We start from the raw sequence: 20,110 nt of genomic DNA, 5'->3' as shown, positions 1-20,110 counted from the left end.
TTTCTATTTTAAACTAACTATTATTTCATTTAAATCTTTTACTAAAGAATTCAATTTATTTAAATTTTCATCATCTAAGCTTGAAATCTTTTCTAACAATATACTTTTCATTGCGTTTTCACGTTCTTTTAAAAATTCGTAAGCCTTTTCAGTTAATTCTATATTTAACTTTCTTCTATCATCTGGATTAGTATATCTATAAACATATCCTTCGCTTATTAACTTGTCTATAATAGGAGTCATATTAGGCTTAGAAATATCTAAACACTTAGCCACATCAGAAACAGACATAAACTTTTTCCTTGAAAGATAAAAAATAACTTTCATATGAGATGGAGGAATTGATACTCTTTTAGTCATTTCATTTGGGTTCATTAGTTTATTATGAAATTGTATCATTAAATTAAATAAGTTGTCAGATATTTCTAGCATAGAATTATTGTTCATAAAATCCCTCCTAATTATTTCTTACAAATTTATTATAAACTATTTTTTTTGTTATACAACTATAAATGTTATTGACATATAATAGTTATAAAAATATAATTAATACATGTCTATAATAACTTATACAAAACACAACTTGAAAGGAGAAAAATAAATGACTAAATTAGCAAAATACTTAAAACCATTTATTGGTTCTATTATTGCTGTAATAGCATTGTTATTTATACAAGCTATTAGCGAATTATCACTACCAGATTATATGTCCAATATAGTTAATGTAGGAATTCAGCAAGGTGGAATAGAAAATGCAACACCAGATGTAATACGAAAAACTCAATTAGAAAAGCTTTCTATTTTTATTGGAGAAGATGATTTGAATTTTATAGAAGAGAATTATTCATTAATAGATAGAAGTGAACTTTCAAATGAGGAATTTGATGAATATATAAAGAAATATCCTATATTGGATAAAGAAGCTTTATATGAGCTTAATACAAAAGATGAAGATAAGATATCTAAATTAAATAGTATTTTAGCTAAACCTGAGCTTGTTGTTTATGGAATAGAAAAAGGGGAATTTGATGCTAGCATGTTAGGTAATATGCAAAGTAATATGCAATTACCAGCTAATACAGATCCATTTATGATTTTAAAGAATATCCCAAAAGAGCAATTAAACAATATTGTAGATGCAATAAATGAAAAATTTAGTGAAATGCCAGATAGTATGGTAGAACAAGCAGCAGTTTCTTATGTAAAGAATGAATATTCTGAAATAGGAATAAATACAGATAAACTACAAACAAATGCTATTATTATTTCAGGATTAAAGATGCTTGGAATAGCATTACTTAGCATGGTTGCTTCAGTTATTGTTGGGCTTATTTCAGCAAGAATTGCAGCTGGATTAGGTAAATCTTTAAGAGGAGATGTATTTAAAAAAGTTACAAGCTTCTCTAATTCAGAATTTGATAAATTTTCAACAGCATCACTTATTACTCGTAGCACAAATGATATACAACAAATTCAAATGCTTATGGTTATGTTGTTTAGAATAGTATTTTATGCACCTATATTAGGTGTTGGTGGTGTTTTAAAGGTATTAAGAACAGATACGAATATGACTTGGACAATAGCCGTTGGCGTTGTTTCAATTTCAGTACTTGTTGGTGTTTTATTCGGATTTGCTATGCCTAAATTTAAAGCAATCCAAAAACTTGTTGATAAATTAAATTTAGTTACAAGAGAAAGTTTAACAGGTATGCTCGTTATTAGAGCATTTAGTACTCAAAAACATGAAGAAATGAAGTTTGATGAAGCTAATAAAAATCTGACCAATACAAATTTATTCGTAAGTAGAATAATGGTTGCAATGATGCCAGCAATGATGCTTATAATGAATGGATTAACGCTACTAATTGTATGGGTAGGAGCTCACCAAGTTGATTTAGGTACAATGCAGGTTGGTGATATGATGGCATTTATGCAATATGCAATGCAAATAATTATGTCATTCCTAATGATTTCTATGATATCAATTATGTTACCTAGAGCTTCTGTGTCAGCTCAACGTATTAGTGAAGTTTTATATACTGATTTAAGTATTAAAGATAAAAAGGAAACTAAAGATTTTAATAAATCAGAAAAGGGATGCGTGGAATACAAAAATGTAAGTTTCAAATATCCAGGTGCTGAAGATTATGTGTTAAATAATATTTCTTTCACTGCAAAGCCTGGTGAAACTACAGCTATCATAGGAAGTACTGGTAGTGGTAAATCTACGTTGATAAATTTAATTCCTAGATTTTATGATGTATCAGAGGGAAAAATTACTGTAGATGGAATAGATATAAGAGATGTTGAACAAAAAGCATTAAGAAATAAAATAGGATATATACCTCAAAAAGGAATTCTTTTCTCAGGTACTATAGAAAGTAACTTAAAGTATGGATCTAAAGATGCAACTAATGAGGAACTAGAGAAATCTGCTGAAATTGCACAAGCCTTAGAATTTATAAATAATAAACCAGAAAAATATGAAACTGAAATATCCCAAGGTGGAACCAATGTTTCAGGAGGTCAAAAACAAAGATTATCTATAGCAAGAGCTTTAGTTAAAAAACCACAAATATATATATTTGATGATAGTTTTTCAGCTTTGGATTTTAAAACAGATTCAGCCCTTAGAAGATCTCTTAAAGAAAATATAAAGGATGCAACTATGATAATAGTTGCACAAAGAATTAGTACAATTAAAGATGCCAATCAAATTATAGTACTAGATGAAGGAAATATTGTAGGAATAGGAACTCATAAAGAGCTTTTAGAAAACTGTGAAGTTTATAAACAAATAGCCTTATCACAACTTTCAAAGGAGGAACTTATGTCATGAGTAATAACAATGTAGGAAATAAAAGACATGGTGGTTTCGGTGGTCCTATGGGTGGAATGCACGGGGGTGGTGCAAAGGCTAAGGATTTTAAAGGGACTACAAAGAAATTACTAAATTATTTAAAACCATATAGATTATCAATAATAATAGTGTTGATTTTTGCTATAGGTAGTGCAGCTTTTTCTATCATAGGACCTAAAATACTAGGAAAAGCTACAACAAAATTATTTGAAGGTTTAGTAAGTAAGGTTTCAGGAGAAGCTGGAGCTTCAATAGATTTTACTTATATTGGAAATATAATTGTATTACTAATAGTTTTATACGTAATAAGTTCATTATTTTCATTTATTCAAGGCTTTATAATGTCTGGGGTTGCTCAAAAGGTTTCTTACAATCTTAGAAAAGAAATATCTGAAAAGATAAATAGGATGCCTCTTAAATATTTTGATAAAATGACTCATGGGGAAGTTTTATCAAGAGTAACTAATGATATTGATACTGTAAGTAATACACTAAATCAAAGTTTATCACAAATTTTAACGTCAGTAACAACACTAATAGGTGTTCTTATAATGATGTTATCAATAAGCTTTACTATGACTCTTGCATCATTATTAATGTTACCTTTATCAGGAATATTAATAGCTTTAGTAGTTAAAAAGTCTCAAAAATATTTTAAAGAACAACAAACATTTTTAGGTCATGTAAATGGACACGTAGAAGAAATATATAGCGGTCATACTATAATGAAAGCTTTTAATGGAGAAAAAGAAGCTGTAGAAGAATTTGATAAGTTAAATGATACATTATATAATTCAGCATGGAAATCTCAATTTTTATCAGGAATGATGATGCCTATAATGACATTCATCGGTAATCTTGGTTATGTTATGGTAACTATATTAGGTGGATATCTTGCTATTAAGAAATCTATTGAAGTTGGAGATATTCTTTCTTTTGTTCAATATGTAAGATCTTTCACTCAACCAATAGCTCAAACAGCACAAATTGCTAATATACTTCAATCAACTGCAGCTGCATCTGAAAGAGTTTTTGAATTCTTAGAAGAAGAAGAAGAAATAGAGGATATTAAAGATCCAGTTAGCATTGAAGATATTAATGGTGAAGTAACATTTAAAAATGTTCACTTTGGATATAATGAGGACAAAATAATAATAAATGATTTTTCAAGTAAAATTAAGCCTGGCCAAAGAGTGGCTATTGTAGGTCCTACTGGAGCAGGAAAAACTACTATAGTAAAATTACTAATGAGATTTTATGAATTAAATAGTGGTGACATTTTACTAGATAATCATAATATAAAGGATTTTAAAAGAAGCGATTTAAGAAAAGTTTTTGGAATGGTTCTACAAGATACCTGGTTATTTAATGGTAGTATAATGGAAAATATTCGATATGGTAATTTAGATTCTACTGATGAAGAAGTAATAAGAGCATCAAAAGCAGCTCATGTTCATCACTTTGTAAAGACATTGCCAGACGGATATAATATGGAATTAAATGAAGATGCAAGCAATGTATCTCAAGGACAAAAACAATTATTAACAATTGCTCGTGCAATTTTAGCAGATCCAAAGATATTAATATTAGATGAAGCTACAAGTTCAGTAGACACTAGAACAGAAATACTTATACAAAAAGCTATGGATAATTTAATGAAAGATAGAACAAGTTTTATAATTGCTCATAGATTATCTACAATAAGAGATGCTGATTTAATATTAGTAATGAAAGATGGAGATATTGTAGAGCAAGGAACTCACACAGAATTACTTGAAAAACAAGGATTCTATGCAAGTTTATATAACAGTCAATTTGAAAATAATGAAGCATCTTAGACAGTTTGTAGTGCACATGACACAGTTCACAGTTAAGTGATAGTACAGAGAATAAGGAATAGGATATATGTAACAGGTAACAGGGTACAGGTAAGTTGTAAATACAGATGATAATTATAAGTTAATTGATATGAAATACAATTTATTAAACTATTATAAAACTCTAATTGAGTTTTTATAATAGTTTTTTTATTTAAGTAATTATCTATCTCGAAAACAAGTTAATTAATGAGATTATAAAATAGTAAATGTATTAAAATAAATCAGTAAAGTTTTTAGTAAAATTCTTAGTAAAATTAAGTAAAAATAATATTGAAAAATTTTTCCTGATATGATAGTATTAAGTTGTAAATAAAACAAATTTATAATGATTGGGAGAGTTGTTATGAGAAAGGAAATTAATGATACTTTTAAAAAGGTTTTTGGAGAAAAGGAAAATTGTAGAACGTTTTTTTCACCTGGTAGAGTAAATTTAATCGGTGAGCATACTGATTATAATGGAGGAAATGTATTTCCTTGTGCATTAAGTTTTGGAACTTATGGAGTTATAAGCTTAAGAGATGATAAAATTGTAAGAATGTATTCAAGTAACTTTGAAGATTTAGGAGTAATTGAATTTAATTTAGATGATATTAAGTATGAAAAATCTCATGATTGGGTTAATTATCCTAAGGGTGTAATCGATGTAATGAAAAAACATGGATATGATATAAATAAAGGATTTGATGTAGCTATTTATGGGAATATTCCAAATGGGGCAGGTCTCTCTTCTTCAGCATCATTAGAACTTTTAATGGCAGTAATGATGGACAAACTATTTGGATTAAATATAGATAGAGTTGATTTAGTAAAATTTTCTCAAGAAGCAGAAAATAAATTCGTTGGCGTTAACTGTGGTATAATGGATCAATTTGCAATTGGGATGGGAAAGGAAAATAATGCTATACTTTTAGATTGTAACACATTAAAATATAATTATTGCCCTGTAGAATTAAAAAATGAAATTTTAGTTATTGCAAATACAAATAAACGAAGAGGATTAGCAGATTCTAAATATAATGAGCGTAGAAGTGAATGTGAAAAGGCTTTAGAAGAACTAAAAACAAAATTAAGCATCAATTCATTAGGTGAATTATCTATAGAAGAGTTTGAAAATAATAAAGATTTAATAGATAGTGAAATACGAATCAAGAGAGCTAAGCATGCAGTGTATGAAAATCAAAGAACATTAATGGCTAAAGAAGCGCTAGAGAAAAATGATTTAATTACTTTTGGTAAGCTTATGAATGAATCTCATATTTCTTTAAGAGATGATTATGAAGTTACAGGAATAGAATTAGATACATTAGTTGAACTTGCATGGAATCATGAGGCTACAATAGGTGCTAGAATGACTGGTGCAGGATTTGGTGGATGTACAGTTGCATTAATAAACAAAGATAGCGTAGAAGATTTCATAGAAAAAGTAGGGCAAGGATATAAAGAAAAAATAGGATATGAAGCTAGTTTCTATATAGCTAATATAGGCGATGGAACTAGAGAAATTTAGGAGGTATAAAAAATGATATTAGTTTGTGGTGGAGCAGGATATATTGGGAGCCATACTGTTTATCAGTTAATTGATAAAGGTGAAGAAGTAATAGTTGTGGATAATCTAGAAACAGGACATATTGAAGCAGTGAATCCTAAAGCTAAGTTTTATAAGGTAGATATAAGAAATGAAGAAGAACTTGATAAGGTGTTTAAAGAAAATGATATAACAGAAGTAATTCATTTTGCAGCAAATTCTTTAGTTGGAGAAAGTATGACAAATCCCCTAAAGTACTATAACAATAATGTTCATGGAACAGAGGTTTTATTAAAAGTTATGATTGCAAACAATGTTAAGAAAATTGTATTTTCTTCTACAGCAGCAACTTATGGTGAAGCTACTAAAATGCCTATAGTTGAAACAGATAAAACTGAACCAACTAATGCATATGGAGAAACAAAGCTTGCAATGGAAAAAATGATGAAATGGGCAGATATAGCACATGGTGTTAAATATGTATCTCTTAGATATTTTAATGTTGCTGGAGCTCATGTAAGTGGAAGTATTGGAGAAGATCATAGTCCTGAAACTCACTTAATTCCTTTAATATTGCAAGTTCCTCTAGGTAAGAGAGAATTTATATCTATCTTTGGAGAAGATTATGATACAGAAGATGGTACTTGTATTAGAGATTATATTCATGTAATTGATTTAGCAAATGCTCATATTCTTGCAGTAGGATATCTTAGAGATGGAAATTCAAGTGATATATTTAATTTAGGTAATGGAAATGGATTTTCTGTTAAAGAAATGATAGACGCAGCTAGAAAAGTTACTGGACATGAGATCCCAGCTAAAATTTGTGAAAGAAGAGCAGGAGATCCAGCTAGACTTATAGCTTCAGCTGAAAAAGCAAGAAATATTTTAAAATGGAAGCCAGAGTTTACTAATGTTGAAGGTATAATTGCTTCAGCTTGGAATTGGCATGAAAATAATCCAAAAGGTTTTAATAAGTAGGTGAAGAGATGAATATTTATAGGGAAATCAAAAGACTTATTCAATATGGATTAAAGCATGAACTTTTTACTAAATATGATGAAATCTTTGTAAGAAATAGTTTATTAGATGTTTTAAACCTTGATGAATATGAAGATTTTGAAATAGAGGATGAAAATTTAAATACTCCAACTGATATACTAAATAATATATTAGATTATGCATTTAACAATGGAATATTAGAATCTAATTCCCCTATATATAGAGATTTATTAGATACTAAGATTATGGGAGTTTTAATGCCAAGACCTTCAGAGGTTATAGGTGAGTTTTATAAGAGATATTCAATCTCAAAGGAAAGTGCTACATTATATTTATATAATATAAGTAAATCATGTGATTATGTAAGAACTGATAGAATAGCACAAAATTTAGTATGGAAATCAAATACTGAATATGGAGATTTAGATATAACTATAAATTTATCAAAACCTGAAAAGGATCCTAAGGCAATTGCAGCAGCAAAAAATTTACCTCCATCTAAATATCCTAAATGCTTATTATGTAAAGAAAATGAAGGATATAGAGGTAGAGTAAATCATCCAGCAAGACAAAATATAAGAGTAATACCTATGGAATTAAATAAAGAAAGCTGGTATTTACAATATTCACCTTATGCATATTATAATGAACATTGTATTGTTTTTGCAGGAGAACATGTACCAATGAAAATAACAAAAAACACTTTCGATAGACTATTAGAGTTTATAGAAAAGTTTCCACATTATTTTATAGGTTCTAATGCAGATTTACCTATTGTTGGTGGTTCTATTCTTACACATGATCATTATCAAGGTGGAAATTATGAGTTTGCAATGGATAAAGCAGAAGATATTTATAAATTTATAGTTAATAATTACAAAAATATTGAATTATCTATTGTAAAATGGCCATTAACTGTATTAAGATTAAAAGGTAGGAATAGATTGGAATTAAGTGAATTAGCTGACAAGGTTCTATCTCATTGGAGAAACTATAGTGATCCTATTGTTGATGTATATTCTCACACCAATGAAATTCCACATAATACAATAACACCAATAGCCAGAAAATCTGGTGAACTTTATATTTTAGATTTAGTTCTTAGGAATAATAGAATTAGTGAGGAATATCCAGATGGAATTTTCCATCCTCATAAAGAACTTCATAATATTAAAAAAGAAAATATAGGTTTAATTGAAGTTTTAGGCCTTGCCGTTCTTCCAGCTAGATTGAAGGATGAATTAGAGGTTATAAAAGCTTACCTAGTTGGTAAAAATGATGAAATATATAATGATGACGATATGAAGATTCATTATAGTTGGTATGAAGAAATTAAGAAAAATAATCCAGCAATATCTAAAGAAAATATTGACTTAATTATAGAAAATGAAGTTGGAGAAGTATTTACTAAAGTATTAGAGCATTGCGGAGTATTTAAATGGAATGAAGAAGGAAAAGAAGCTATGCAAAGATATATTAGTAGCTTAAAACTAACAATTAATTAATAAGATGAGGTATTTATAAATACCTCATCTTTAATTACTATTTAAGCTGCTACAATATTTTTTTAGTAAGCGGGGTGATAAGAAATGGCTACAATAAAGGATATAGCAACTTCAGCAGGAGTTTCTATTTCAACAGTTTCACGTATATTAAACTTAGATAAAACTTTAAATGTTTCAGAAGATACAAGGAAAAGAGTTTTAAGTATAGCTGAAGAAATGAACTACGTTACTATAAAAGAAAGAAAAAGTAAACTTAAAAACTTTACTATAGGTATAATTTGTTCATTTACAGAAGTTAAAGAGTTAAATGATCCATATTTTTTATCAATTAGGATGGCTATAGAAAAAAAGTGTATTAAAGAAAATGTAGATTTTAAATCTTTATATTTTACTAAGATATTAAATGATGACATAGCTAGCTACAAAGGGCTTGATGGAATAATTGCTATAGGAATATTTCAAAATAATGAAATTGATAAACTTAAGGATTTATCTAAAAATATTGTATTTATAGATTCTTCTCCTGAGGAGTGGGAATTTGATTCAATTGTTGTTGATTTAAAATATGGAGCGCGAAAAGCATTAGAATATTTATATAGGTTAGGTCATAATGATATAGGTTATATAGGTGCAAAAGTTATTCCACACAATAATATTGATAGTACAGAGCTTATTAATTATAGAGAAGCAACTTATAAGGATTTTATGTTAGAAATTAATAATTTAAAAGAAGAATGGATATTTAAAGGAGATTTCACTCCTGAGGATGGATATAATCTTATGAATAAAGCATTAAAACTTAAAAATATTCCATCAGCTTTTTTTATAGCTAGTGATCCAATGGCTATAGGTGCTTATAAGGCGATTCAAGAAAATGGCTACACTATACCAGAAGATATTAGTATAGTAGGCTTTGATGATATAGCTACAGCTCAATATTTATCTCCTTCATTAACTACAGTAAAAGTTTTTACTGATTTTATGGGGGAAACTGCTTTTGAAGTTCTTATGGAAAGAATAAAAGAAGAAAGAGAAATAAGTAAGAAGGTTGTCTTACCTGTAAAATTAATTATAAGAGATAGTTGCAAAATAGTATAATTTTATTGCCCTATAAGTAGTATAGTATTTATAGGGCCTATTTTATTAGTATATTGAGATGGAGGGAATTTAAGTGATATATAGACTAGGGATAGATGCCGGTTCAACTACAGTGAAATTAGTTATATTGGATGAAAATGATAATGTAATTTATAAAAGCTATAAAAGACATCTTACTAAAGTAAGAGAAACAATATTAGAAGAAGTTAGAAATGCAAAAAATATATTATTAGGTAATAATATAAAGATTTCAATAACAGGGTCATCCGGATATGGAGTTGCTAAGGATACAAATATATCATTTGTTCAAGAAGTCTTTGCAACTACAATAGGGGTAAAAAAAATATTTAATAATATAGATGTAGTTATTGAATTAGGTGGAGAAGATGCTAAGATAATTTATCTTACCAATGGATTAGAAGAGAGAATGAATTCTAGTTGTGCAGGTGGTACTGGAGCATTTATAGATCAAATGGCTAGTTTAATGGGAATAACAGTGGAGGAATTAGATAAAATTAGCTTAGAACATAAAAATATATATCCAATAGCTTCAAGATGTGGAGTTTTTGCCAAATCAGATGTACAACCATTATTAAATCAAGGTGCAAGTAAATCTGATATTGCAGCAAGTATTTATGAAGCTGTTGTAAATCAAACTATTGGAGGCTTAGCACAAGGAAGAGCTATAGAAGGCAATATTCTTTTTTTAGGTGGACCATTATACTTTTATAAGGGTCTTAGAAAAAGATTTGTTAAAACATTAAAACTAAGTGATGAAAGTTGTATTATACCTCAAGATGCAGAAGTTTTTGTAGCTAAAGGAGCATCATTATTTGCAGGAAATGAAACTAAGCTTTATACATATGAAGAGTTAGAATCTGTATTATCAAATTTAAACAATACTAAATTAGAAATAAAAAAAGAAATAGCTCCGTTATTTATAAGCAGAGAAGAATATAATAAATTTTTAGAAAGACATAATAAGGCAAAAGTAGTAGAAAAAGAAATTACCAATTTTACAGGTGATGTATATATAGGAATAGATGCTGGAAGTACTACTACCAAACTAGTTATTATAGATAATAATGATGAAATATTGTACAAATACTATGCTCACAACGAAGGTAATCCAGTAAAAGTAATAAAAGAACAATTAGAATATATTTATAATCATTTTGGTGATAAAATAAATATAAAAGGAAGTTCAGTAACTGGATATGGTGAAGAATTAATAAAAAAGGGCTTTGGTATAGATTTTGGTATTGTTGAAACATTAGCACATTATATAGCAGCAAGTAAATTTAATAAGAATGTTGATTTTATTCTTGATATCGGTGGACAAGATATAAAATGCTTTGAAATAGAAAATAAAGCTATAAAAAGTATAATTTTAAATGAGGCATGTTCTTCAGGATGTGGTTCATTTATAGAAACATTTGCTAAAGCTATGGGATATGATGTAGAAAGTTTTTCAAAACTTGGATTATTTTCAAATCATCCAGCTGATCTAGGTTCTAGATGTACTGTATTTATGAATTCTTCAGTAAAACAAGCTCAAAGAGATGGAGCTACTATTGAAGATGTTTCGGCTGGGTTATCAATAAGTGTTGTAAAAAATGCACTTTATAAAGTTATAAGAACTAAAAATATAGGGAAAAACGTTATAGTTCAAGGCGGAACACTATGTAATGATGCTATATTAAGAAGCTTAGAGATTGAATTAGGACAAAATGTAATACGTTCTAATATATCAGGATTAATGGGTGCTTATGGAGCAGCATTATATGCTAAGAATCAAAGCTTAGAAAATTCGAAAATATTAAATGAAAATGAGATTTTAATCTTTAAACATGAATCTAAAGGTACTAAATGTGGTTTATGTACGAATAAATGTAATTTAACTATAAATACATTTACAGGAGGTAAAAAGTATATATCAGGAAATAGGTGCTCAAAGCCAACAGGTAAATATAAAGAAAATAATATTCCTAACATGTATGAATACAAAAATTTAAAACTTATAAACTATTTTGAAAACCAAAAAGGTAAAGATACTATAGGAATACCACTAGTACTTAATATGTATGAAAATTTACCTTTCTTTATTAAATTCTTTAATGAATTAGATATTAAAGTTATTTTATCAGAGGAATCTTCAAAAAAACTTTATTTAACAGGACAACATACTATTCCTTCTGATACAGTTTGCTATCCAGCTAAATTGGTTCATGGACATATTGAAAGTCTTATAAATAAAGGTGTTCAAAAGATTTTTTATCCATGCATGACATATAATTTTGATGAAGGAATATCAGATAATTGTTTTAATTGTCCTGTTGTGGCTTACTATCCAGAGGTTGTAAAAAATAATATCTCTAGAATAAGAGAAATTGATTATATAATGCCATACTTAGATTTAAATTCTGATAAAAGTACCATTAAAAATATATATAATAGCTTAAAAGATAGATATAATAATATAACAAAAGAAAAAGTGAAAACAGCTTATTATAAAGCAATCGAGGAATATAAAAATTATAAATTAGATATATTAGAAAGAGGCAAAGAAGCAATTAAATACGCTAGAGAAAATAGCTTATTAATTATTGTTTTAGCCGGAAGACCATATCATGTTGATAAGGAAATAAATCATGGGATAGACAGAATGATAAATTCATTAGGACTAGTTATTTTAACAGAAGATTCAATATCAATAGATAAAAAAGATACAGAAATAAAAATGTTAAATCAATGGACATATCAAGCCAGATTATTTAATGCAGCAAATTTTGTTACTAAAAATGAGGACATGCAATTAGTTCAATTAGTTTCTTTTGGATGTGGAACGGATGCTATAACTGCTGATGAAACTAAGAGAATTTTAGAATCAAAGGGTAAGCTGTATACACAATTAAAAATAGATGAGACAAGTAATTTAGGAGCCGCTAAAATAAGAATAAGAAGTATGGTTGAAGCAATTAAGAGTAGGTGATAAATATATGAATTATGATTATAAAGTTTTTACGAAAGATATGAAAAAAGCATATAAAATACTAGTTCCCAATATGTTACCAATTCACTTTAAGATACTAGATAAAATTTTAAAGGATTATGGGTTTGATATCGAATTTTTAGAAGATGATGTTTCAAAAATAATTGATGAAGGACTTAAATATTCTAATAATGATATATGTTATCCAGCAATGATAGTTATAGGACAATTTATATCTGCTTTAAAAAGTGGTAAATATGATACAGAAAAAACTGCACTGCTTATGACGCAAACTGGAGGTGGGTGTAGAGCCTCAAATTATATTCACTTGATTAGAAAAGCTCTTGAAAATAGTGATTTTGATTATGTTCCTGCTATAGGATTAAGTTTATCTGGAATAGAAAAACATCCAGGATTAAAATTAACTCCAATAATCATTTTAAAAGCTGTTTATGGAATTATATATGGTGATTTGATTATGTGCCTATATAATAAAGTTAAACCATATGAAGTTAATAAAGGAGAAACTGATAAGATATTAGATAAATTAGTTGAAACTTTGAATACAAAACTTTCTGGATTTAAATACTTTAAAATAAATAAAATATCAAAATTAATCATAAAAGCCTTTGATTCAATTGAAATAAATAATAAGTCAAAAATTAAAGTTGGAATAGTTGGAGAAATATATATGAAGTATTCAAGGATGGGAAATAATCATCTTGAAGAATTTTTGATAAAAGAAGATGCAGAAGTTGTACAATCAGGTCTTATGGATTTTGTTAATTACTGTATCTTAAATTCAGTAATGGATTATAAGCTTTATAAAAGAGGATTTTTGAAATCTAAACTAGCGCAAATAGCTTATAAATTTATTTTAAAACTTCAACGTAAAATAAATAGAAATATAAAAAATATTCTAAATTTGAAGCACCTACAGATTTTGAAGAAATAAGAAAAATGGCAGATGGATATATTGGTTATGGCGTTAAAATGGGCGAAGGATGGCTTTTAGTTGCTAATATGTTAGAACTTATACATACAGGAGCCAATAATATTATATGTGCAGAGCCATTTGGATGTTTGCCAAACCACATAGTAGGAAGAGGTGCTATTAGAAAAATACTTGATAAGAACCCTGAGGCTAATATTGTAGTTATAGACTATGATCCATCTCAATCTCAAATAAATCAGGAAAATAGAATTAAGCTTATGTTATCAAATGCAAAATTAAATGCTTATTTATAAATACAATAAAACACAATTTACAAGTTCTATTAATCCCAAAAATGTTAGTATTTAACTTTAATTTTTTATTTTCTAAGAAATTATGAAATGTTTATTTTAAGAATAACTTTTTTATAATTTCTTTTTTAAATTTTTTTATAATAAAGTTTTTTGACTCACAAAAAATAATGATTAATATAATGTTATATAGTATACTTAATTTAAATACTTTATAGAGAAATGAAAAATATAAATTAAATAAAAAAACAATATACCTTATTAAATAGAAAATTGGAGAGGTACAATAATGACAAAAAACAAACATTTTTTTGTGATAAATCCTAAAGCTGGGAAAACTGATATTTCTGAAAAAATTAGTAGTGATATAAATAAAATATTTGAAAATTCACCTGAAGAATATAGCATTTACATAACTAAAAATAAAAATGATGCAACTATATATACTAAAAATGTATGTGAAAGTCAGGAAGGAAATTTAAGATTTTATGCATGTGGAGGAGATGGAACTTTAAACGAAGTTATTAACGGAATTATAGGATACGAAAATGCAAGTGTTTCAGTTATTCCATATGGAACAGGAAATGATTTTGTAAGAAACTTTCAGTCACAAATAGGATTTTATGATATAGATAAACAAATAAAATCAAAATTACAAGAAGTAGATTTATTAAATGTAAATGGTCAATATTCTATTAATCTATGCAATATTGGATTTGATGCTAAAGTTGCTGAAAATATGGTTAAGTTCAAAAAAATTCCTTTAATTAGTGGACAAGGTGCCTATACACTTTCAGTATTTTATTCACTAATCAATAAAATGTGTACTAATTTAGAAATAGAAATAGATGACTGTGAGATTATTAATGGAGATTTTTTATTGTGTGTTATAGCAAATGGAAGATCCTATGGTGGAGGTTATTTAGGAGCACCATTGGCAGAAATAGATGATGGCTTAATTGATTTATGTATTGTAAGAAAGATATCACGACTAAAACTTGTAAATTTAATGAAATTGTATAAAGAAGGAAGTCACTTAGAAAGTAAAGAATTGAAAGATTATATTATATATAAAAAATGTAATAGTATAAAGATAAAATCTAAAGAAAACTTTACAATATGCCTTGATGGAGAAATTACAACAAGTAACAAATTAAATGTTTCATTAAAGAATAAGGGAATAAAATTTATAACGCCATATAAAGAAATAGATGAATAAATAAATAATAAAAAGGGGTATAAGTTTGAGGAGTTTTATAGAATTTAAAGATGTTAAAAAGACATATAAGATGGGGGAAGTAACTATAGATGCTTTAAGCGGAGTTTCATTTGAAATTAATAAGGGGGAATTTGTAATAGTAGCTGGAGCTAGTGGCGCTGGGAAAAGTACAATTTTAAATATTTTAGGAGGAATGGATACATCAACTAGCGGTAAAATTATGGTAGATGGAAATCTTGTAAGTAATTATTCAGATAAAGAACTTATAACATATAGGCGTTATGATATTGGTTTTGTATTTCAATTTTATAATTTAGTTCAAAATCTTACTGCACTAGAAAATGTTGAATTAGCAACTCAAATTTGTAAGAACCCATTAAATTCATTAGAAATATTAAATGCAGTAGGCCTAGAAGAAAGAAAACTTAACTTTCCAGCCCAACTTTCAGGAGGCGAACAACAACGTGTTGCAATTGCAAGAGCATTAGCTAAAAATCCAAAGTTACTTTTATGTGATGAGCCAACTGGTGCATTAGACTATACTACTGGAAAAGCAATACTTAAATTACTTCAAGATACATGCAGAAAATATAATATGACTGTAGTAATAATAACACATAATCTTGCAATAACACCAATGGGTGATAAAGTGATTAAAGTTAAAAATGGAATGATTGAAAGTGTTACATTAAATGAAAATCCTCTTCCAGTAGAAAGGATTGAATGGTAATGTCTAAAAATGCTTTTATTAAGGATGTATTTAGAGATATAAAAAACTCTAAGGGAAGATTTCTTTCTATATTCGCAATTATAGCTTTAGGCGTTGCTTTTTTTTCAGGAATAAAGATTTCTCCTATTGATATGAAGAGGACAGCAGATAAATATTATGATGATTATAATTTTATGGATTTAACATTATATTCTACATTAGGATTCACAGATGAAGATGTTAATGAAATAAGTAAAGTTGATGGAGTTTTAGATGTTTTTCCAACCTATTCTCTAGATGCAATAATGAAAACAGATACTTCTGAAAATGTGCTAAAGATTATGGGATTACCATTGGAGTTTGAAGCTAATGTAAATAAATATAAATTAATTGAAGGACGACTTCCTGAAAAATCTAATGAATGTGTTGTAGAAGCTGGAAAACTAGAAAAATTAGATCTAGCAGTTGGCAGCAAAATAACTCTTTCATCAGGATCAGATGAATCATTAAGTGATAAATTAGAAAATATTGAATATGAGGTAGTTGGTAAGGTAAGAACACCCTATTATTTGTCTTATGAAAAAGGAACTTCAGATATAGGAAGTGGTAAAATTGCTAGTTTTATTATTATTCCACAAGAAAACTTTAAGGTTCCTGCTTATACAGAAGTTTATATAACAGTAAATGAGGCAAAAAAATTAAATTCATATTCAGATAAATATTTTAAAGTTATTGATGCAGTAAAAAATCCATTAGAGGATATTGGCGATAAAAGAGCAGATTTAAGATATAATGAAATTGTAAATGAAGCTACTAAAAAGATAAATGAAAGTAAAATTGAATTAGAAAATGAAAAGAATAAAGGACAAAAAGAACTTGATGATTCTAAAGCTAAGTTAGATAAAGCAGAAAAAGAATTAAAAGATGGAGAAAGCGAGTTAACTAAGAAGGAAGTAGAATTTAATCAATCTATTTCTAAGGCAGAAAATGAACTTTATTTGGCTCAATACAAAATAGATGATGGTAAGGCTGCACTGGAATCTGCCAAAAAGACCTTTGAAACAGAAAAGATAAAGGCAGGGGAACAACTTAATATTGCAAGAAGTACCCTTTCTAATTTAGAAAATACTAAAATAAGTCTTGATAATAGAATTTTAGAAACAGAAGCTGCTTTAAATGTACCAAATTTATCAGAATCAGAAAAAAACAGACTAAATATACAAATAGATGCGTTAATAATGGGAAGAAATGAAGTTATTAATGGTATTGAATATATTAATAATGAAATTAAAAGCGGAGAAGAGAAATTAAAATTAGCGCAAAATGAAATTATTAGTAAAGAAGAAGAATTAATAAATGGAGAAAAAAAATTAAAAGAAAAAAAACAGCAATTAGAGGAATCTAAAAAAGATGGACTTAAGCAATTTGAAAATAGTAAATTGGAAATAGAAAATGGTAAAAAAGACTTAGAAGAAGGTAAAGAAGAATATGAAGAAGGCAAAAATAAATTTGCAAGAGAAATAGCATCAGCAGAAGCTAAGATAGAAAAAGCCGAAAATGATGTAAAGAGCATTGAAGAGCCAAGCTGGTATATCTTGGATAGAAATAGTAACTATTCTTATGTAGATTATAAAAGCAATGCTGATAGTATAGATAAATTAGCCAGAATATTTCCTGTTTTCTTTTTCTTAGTTGCAGCATTAGTATGTTTAACCACTATGACAAGAATGGTAGATGAGCAAAGAATTAATATAGGAACATTAAAGGCATTAGGATATTCAAAGTACCAAATAGTATCTAAATATATTATTTATGCATTTTCTGCAAGTTTTTTAGGAAGTATTATGGGTTTAGTCATAGGGCTTACAGTATTCCCAATAGTAATTTTTGATGCTTATGGAATTATGTATACTTTACCAAAGGTAGAATTAGAGTTTAATATTTTAATTGCTATTTCTATAACATTGATATCAGTTTTAGTTACAACTATTTCATCCTTCCTTGCTTGTTATAAAGAATTACTTGAAACACCTTCTACACTTATGAGACCAAAGGCTCCTAAGGATGGAAAAAGGATATTAATAGAAAGAATTGATTTTATTTGGAGCAAATTAAGTTTTATAGGAAAAGTAACGATAAGAAATATATTCAGATATAAGAAGAGATTTTTTATGACTGTTTTTGGTATAGCCGGTTGTACAGCACTGATAGTTACTGGGTTTGGAATAAAAGATTCTATAAAACAATAGTTAATAAACAATTTGGAGATATATTTAAATATACTTTAACCATAAATATAGATAAAAATGCTAGCAATTTAGAGAAAGATGATTTTTATACTTATATTAATAGCTTATCTCAAGTAGATAAATCTCTTATGATACTATCAGAAAATGCTAAATTAAGTACTAAAGCAGGAGAAAAAGATTTGCATATTATAGTTCCAGAGTCATTAGGAGCTTTAGATAATTTTATAAATTTAAAAAATAGGAGTTCGAATGAAAAGCTTACATTAACTAATGATGGAATAATTCTATCAGAAAAAGCAGCAAAACAAGCTAAAGTTAAAGTTGGAGATGAAGTAAAGATAAAGATTAATAATAAAGATATTTCATTAAAGGTATCAGGAATATCAGAAAATTATACATTTAATTATGCATATATGTCTTTAAGTTATTACAAAAAGATATTTGATATAGATATTAAATATAATTCAATATTAATTAATACTAAAAATATAGAAAATGAAGAAAGCTTTTCTAAAATGATTATGGAAAATTCTATAGTTAGGGGAGTTTCATTTAATACTAATATAAAAAATAACTTTGATAATACAATTAAGAGCTTAAATTATGTTGTATTAGTGCTTATAGTATCAGCAGGTGCTTTAGCTTTTGTTGTTCTATATAATTTAACTAATGTCAATATAAGTGAAAGAATAAGGGAAATTGCAACTATAAAAGTTTTAGGATTTTATGATAATGAGGTTTCTGCATATATTTATAGGGAAAATATGATATTAACATTAATAGGAATACTTTTTGGAGAATTTCTAGGAATATTTCTTCACAAGTTTATAATGGCAACAGTAGAAATGGATGCTATGATGTTTGGCAGAAGTATAGATTTATTAAGTTTTATAATATCTGCAGTATTAACATTAGTATTTTCAATATTAGTTAATATAGTAATGTATTATAAATTAAAAAAGGTTAAAATGGTTGAGTCATTAAAATCAGTTGATTAACAAAAATAAGATAGGATAAGGTATAGTCCTATCTTATTTTTATTATATTGTGAAACAGAACAAAATAAAATTCTAAGTATATACTATAATGTATATAAATCTTAGGAGAAATTTTTATGTCATATAATGAAATTTATGAGAAAATTGGTTTTAAAAGAGAAATGGATCGACTAGAAAAGCAAGCCAATCTTGGAGCTTATAAAGAAGTAAGGATGCTTAAATTATTGGGAATTAAAGATAATAGTGAAATTCTTGAAATTGGAAGTGGACCTGGATTTTTTACTAAAATATTATTAGATAATTTTAGTGAGGCCAAAATAATTTCTTTAGATAATGATGAAAAACTACTTAAGCTTGCACATAACAATCTTAATAAAGATTATGGAGAAAGGGTAACTTTTGTAAAAGATGATATAACCAAAGCTTCATTACCAGACGATTATTTTGATTATATTATTGCAAGATTTGTCTTTCAACATTTAAGTAATCCAATAGCAGCCTTAAAAGAAATCTTTAGACTACTTAAACCAGGAGGACGTGTAATTATTATAGATGTTGATAGTGATTTATGGGGACTAACAAATCCTAAAAATGATTTAATAAAAATGTTAAACGAAAATTTATCTAAAATTCAATCTAACCTTGAAGGGAATAGAAAAATAGGCAGAGCATTAATAACTTTACTCAAAACAATAGGATTTGTAAATTTAGATATTGAGGGTGTAATAAATCATAGTGATATATTAGGAAAAGATAATTTTAGATATAAAATAGATAATAATGCATTAAACAACCCTTCTTTATCAAAAGTATTAAATGAATATAATG

Annotated in this window: 15 protein-coding genes; 14 read left to right on the top strand and 1 reads right to left on the bottom strand. The window is 27.3% G+C overall.

Annotated elements, in window-relative coordinates; translation table 11 throughout:
- Nucleotides 1-3: 3 nt before the first annotated feature.
- Nucleotides 4-447: a MarR family winged helix-turn-helix transcriptional regulator gene (locus A500_RS18530; RefSeq protein ID WP_016209111.1), complete on the bottom strand. Its 444-nt coding sequence runs from the start codon at nucleotides 445-447 to the stop codon at nucleotides 4-6.
- Between the two features lie 154 nt (nucleotides 448-601).
- Here A500_RS18530 and A500_RS18525 point away from each other — a divergent pair, with 154 nt between their 5' ends.
- From A500_RS18525 to A500_RS18470, 14 genes are all read left to right on the top strand, one after another.
- Entirely contained in the window at nucleotides 602-2,839 is a 2,238-nt protein-coding gene (locus A500_RS18525; RefSeq protein ID WP_016209110.1) for an ABC transporter ATP-binding protein, read from the top strand.
- The gene (locus tag A500_RS18520; protein WP_016209109.1) at nucleotides 2,836-4,698 is read left to right on the top strand and encodes an ABC transporter ATP-binding protein; all 1,863 of its coding nucleotides are present in this window, start codon (nucleotides 2,836-2,838) and stop codon (nucleotides 4,696-4,698) included. Before A500_RS18525 ends, A500_RS18520 begins: the two co-directional genes overlap by 4 nt.
- 385 nt (nucleotides 4,699-5,083) lie before the next feature.
- Nucleotides 5,084-6,247 carry a galactokinase gene (locus A500_RS18515; protein ID WP_016209108.1) on the top strand — a complete coding sequence of 388 codons (1,164 nt, stop codon included), beginning with the start codon at nucleotides 5,084-5,086 and terminating at the stop codon, nucleotides 6,245-6,247.
- A 12-nt stretch (nucleotides 6,248-6,259) separates the two neighbouring features.
- A complete protein-coding gene (gene galE / locus A500_RS18510) occupies nucleotides 6,260-7,246 on the top strand; it encodes a UDP-glucose 4-epimerase GalE (RefSeq protein ID WP_016209107.1) in 987 nt (328 codons plus the stop codon).
- Nucleotides 7,247-7,254: 8 nt separating this feature from the next.
- Entirely contained in the window at nucleotides 7,255-8,772 is a 1,518-nt protein-coding gene (gene galT / locus A500_RS18505; RefSeq protein ID WP_016209106.1) for a UDP-glucose--hexose-1-phosphate uridylyltransferase, read from the top strand.
- Between the two features lie 84 nt (nucleotides 8,773-8,856).
- Nucleotides 8,857-9,870 (top strand): LacI family DNA-binding transcriptional regulator, encoded by a 1,014-nt coding sequence (locus tag A500_RS18500; RefSeq protein WP_016209105.1) that lies wholly within the window; start codon nucleotides 8,857-8,859, stop codon nucleotides 9,868-9,870.
- 73 nt (nucleotides 9,871-9,943) lie between these two features.
- Complete coding sequence (locus A500_RS18495) at nucleotides 9,944-12,862, top strand: acyl-CoA dehydratase activase (RefSeq protein ID WP_016209104.1); 2,919 nt, start codon at nucleotides 9,944-9,946, stop codon at nucleotides 12,860-12,862.
- A gap of 7 nt (nucleotides 12,863-12,869) precedes the next feature.
- Nucleotides 12,870-13,817 (top strand): 2-hydroxyglutaryl-CoA dehydratase, encoded by a 948-nt coding sequence (locus A500_RS18490; protein WP_341349970.1) that lies wholly within the window; start codon nucleotides 12,870-12,872, stop codon nucleotides 13,815-13,817.
- Nucleotides 13,818-13,822: 5 nt separating this feature from the next.
- Nucleotides 13,823-14,110 (top strand): hypothetical protein, encoded by a 288-nt coding sequence (locus tag A500_RS21955; RefSeq protein WP_341349969.1) that lies wholly within the window; start codon nucleotides 13,823-13,825, stop codon nucleotides 14,108-14,110.
- Nucleotides 14,111-14,396: 286 nt separating this feature from the next.
- Nucleotides 14,397-15,326 carry a diacylglycerol/lipid kinase family protein gene (locus A500_RS18485; RefSeq protein WP_016209103.1) on the top strand — a complete coding sequence of 310 codons (930 nt, stop codon included), beginning with the start codon at nucleotides 14,397-14,399 and terminating at the stop codon, nucleotides 15,324-15,326.
- A gap of 25 nt (nucleotides 15,327-15,351) precedes the next feature.
- A complete protein-coding gene (locus A500_RS18480) occupies nucleotides 15,352-16,056 on the top strand; it encodes an ABC transporter ATP-binding protein (protein ID WP_016209102.1) in 705 nt (234 codons plus the stop codon).
- Nucleotides 16,050-18,284: an ABC transporter permease gene (locus A500_RS18475; protein ID WP_051993198.1), complete on the top strand. Its 2,235-nt coding sequence runs from the start codon at nucleotides 16,050-16,052 to the stop codon at nucleotides 18,282-18,284. Before A500_RS18480 ends, A500_RS18475 begins: the two co-directional genes overlap by 7 nt.
- The gene (locus A500_RS19785) at nucleotides 18,230-19,282 is read left to right on the top strand and encodes an ABC transporter permease (protein ID WP_016209100.1); all 1,053 of its coding nucleotides are present in this window, start codon (nucleotides 18,230-18,232) and stop codon (nucleotides 19,280-19,282) included. The genes A500_RS18475 and A500_RS19785 overlap by 55 nt, the downstream gene beginning before the upstream one ends.
- A gap of 116 nt (nucleotides 19,283-19,398) precedes the next feature.
- On the top strand, nucleotides 19,399-20,110 hold a 712-nt coding region (locus tag A500_RS18470), incomplete at its 3' end, for a class I SAM-dependent methyltransferase (RefSeq protein ID WP_016209099.1).

The sequence above is a fragment of the Clostridium sartagoforme AAU1 genome, assembly GCF_000401215.1.
Taxonomy (GTDB): domain Bacteria; phylum Bacillota; class Clostridia; order Clostridiales; family Clostridiaceae; genus Clostridium; species Clostridium sartagoforme.
Note: the sequence above shows the minus strand (reverse complement) of the source record. Positions and strands in the feature narration are given on the sequence as shown.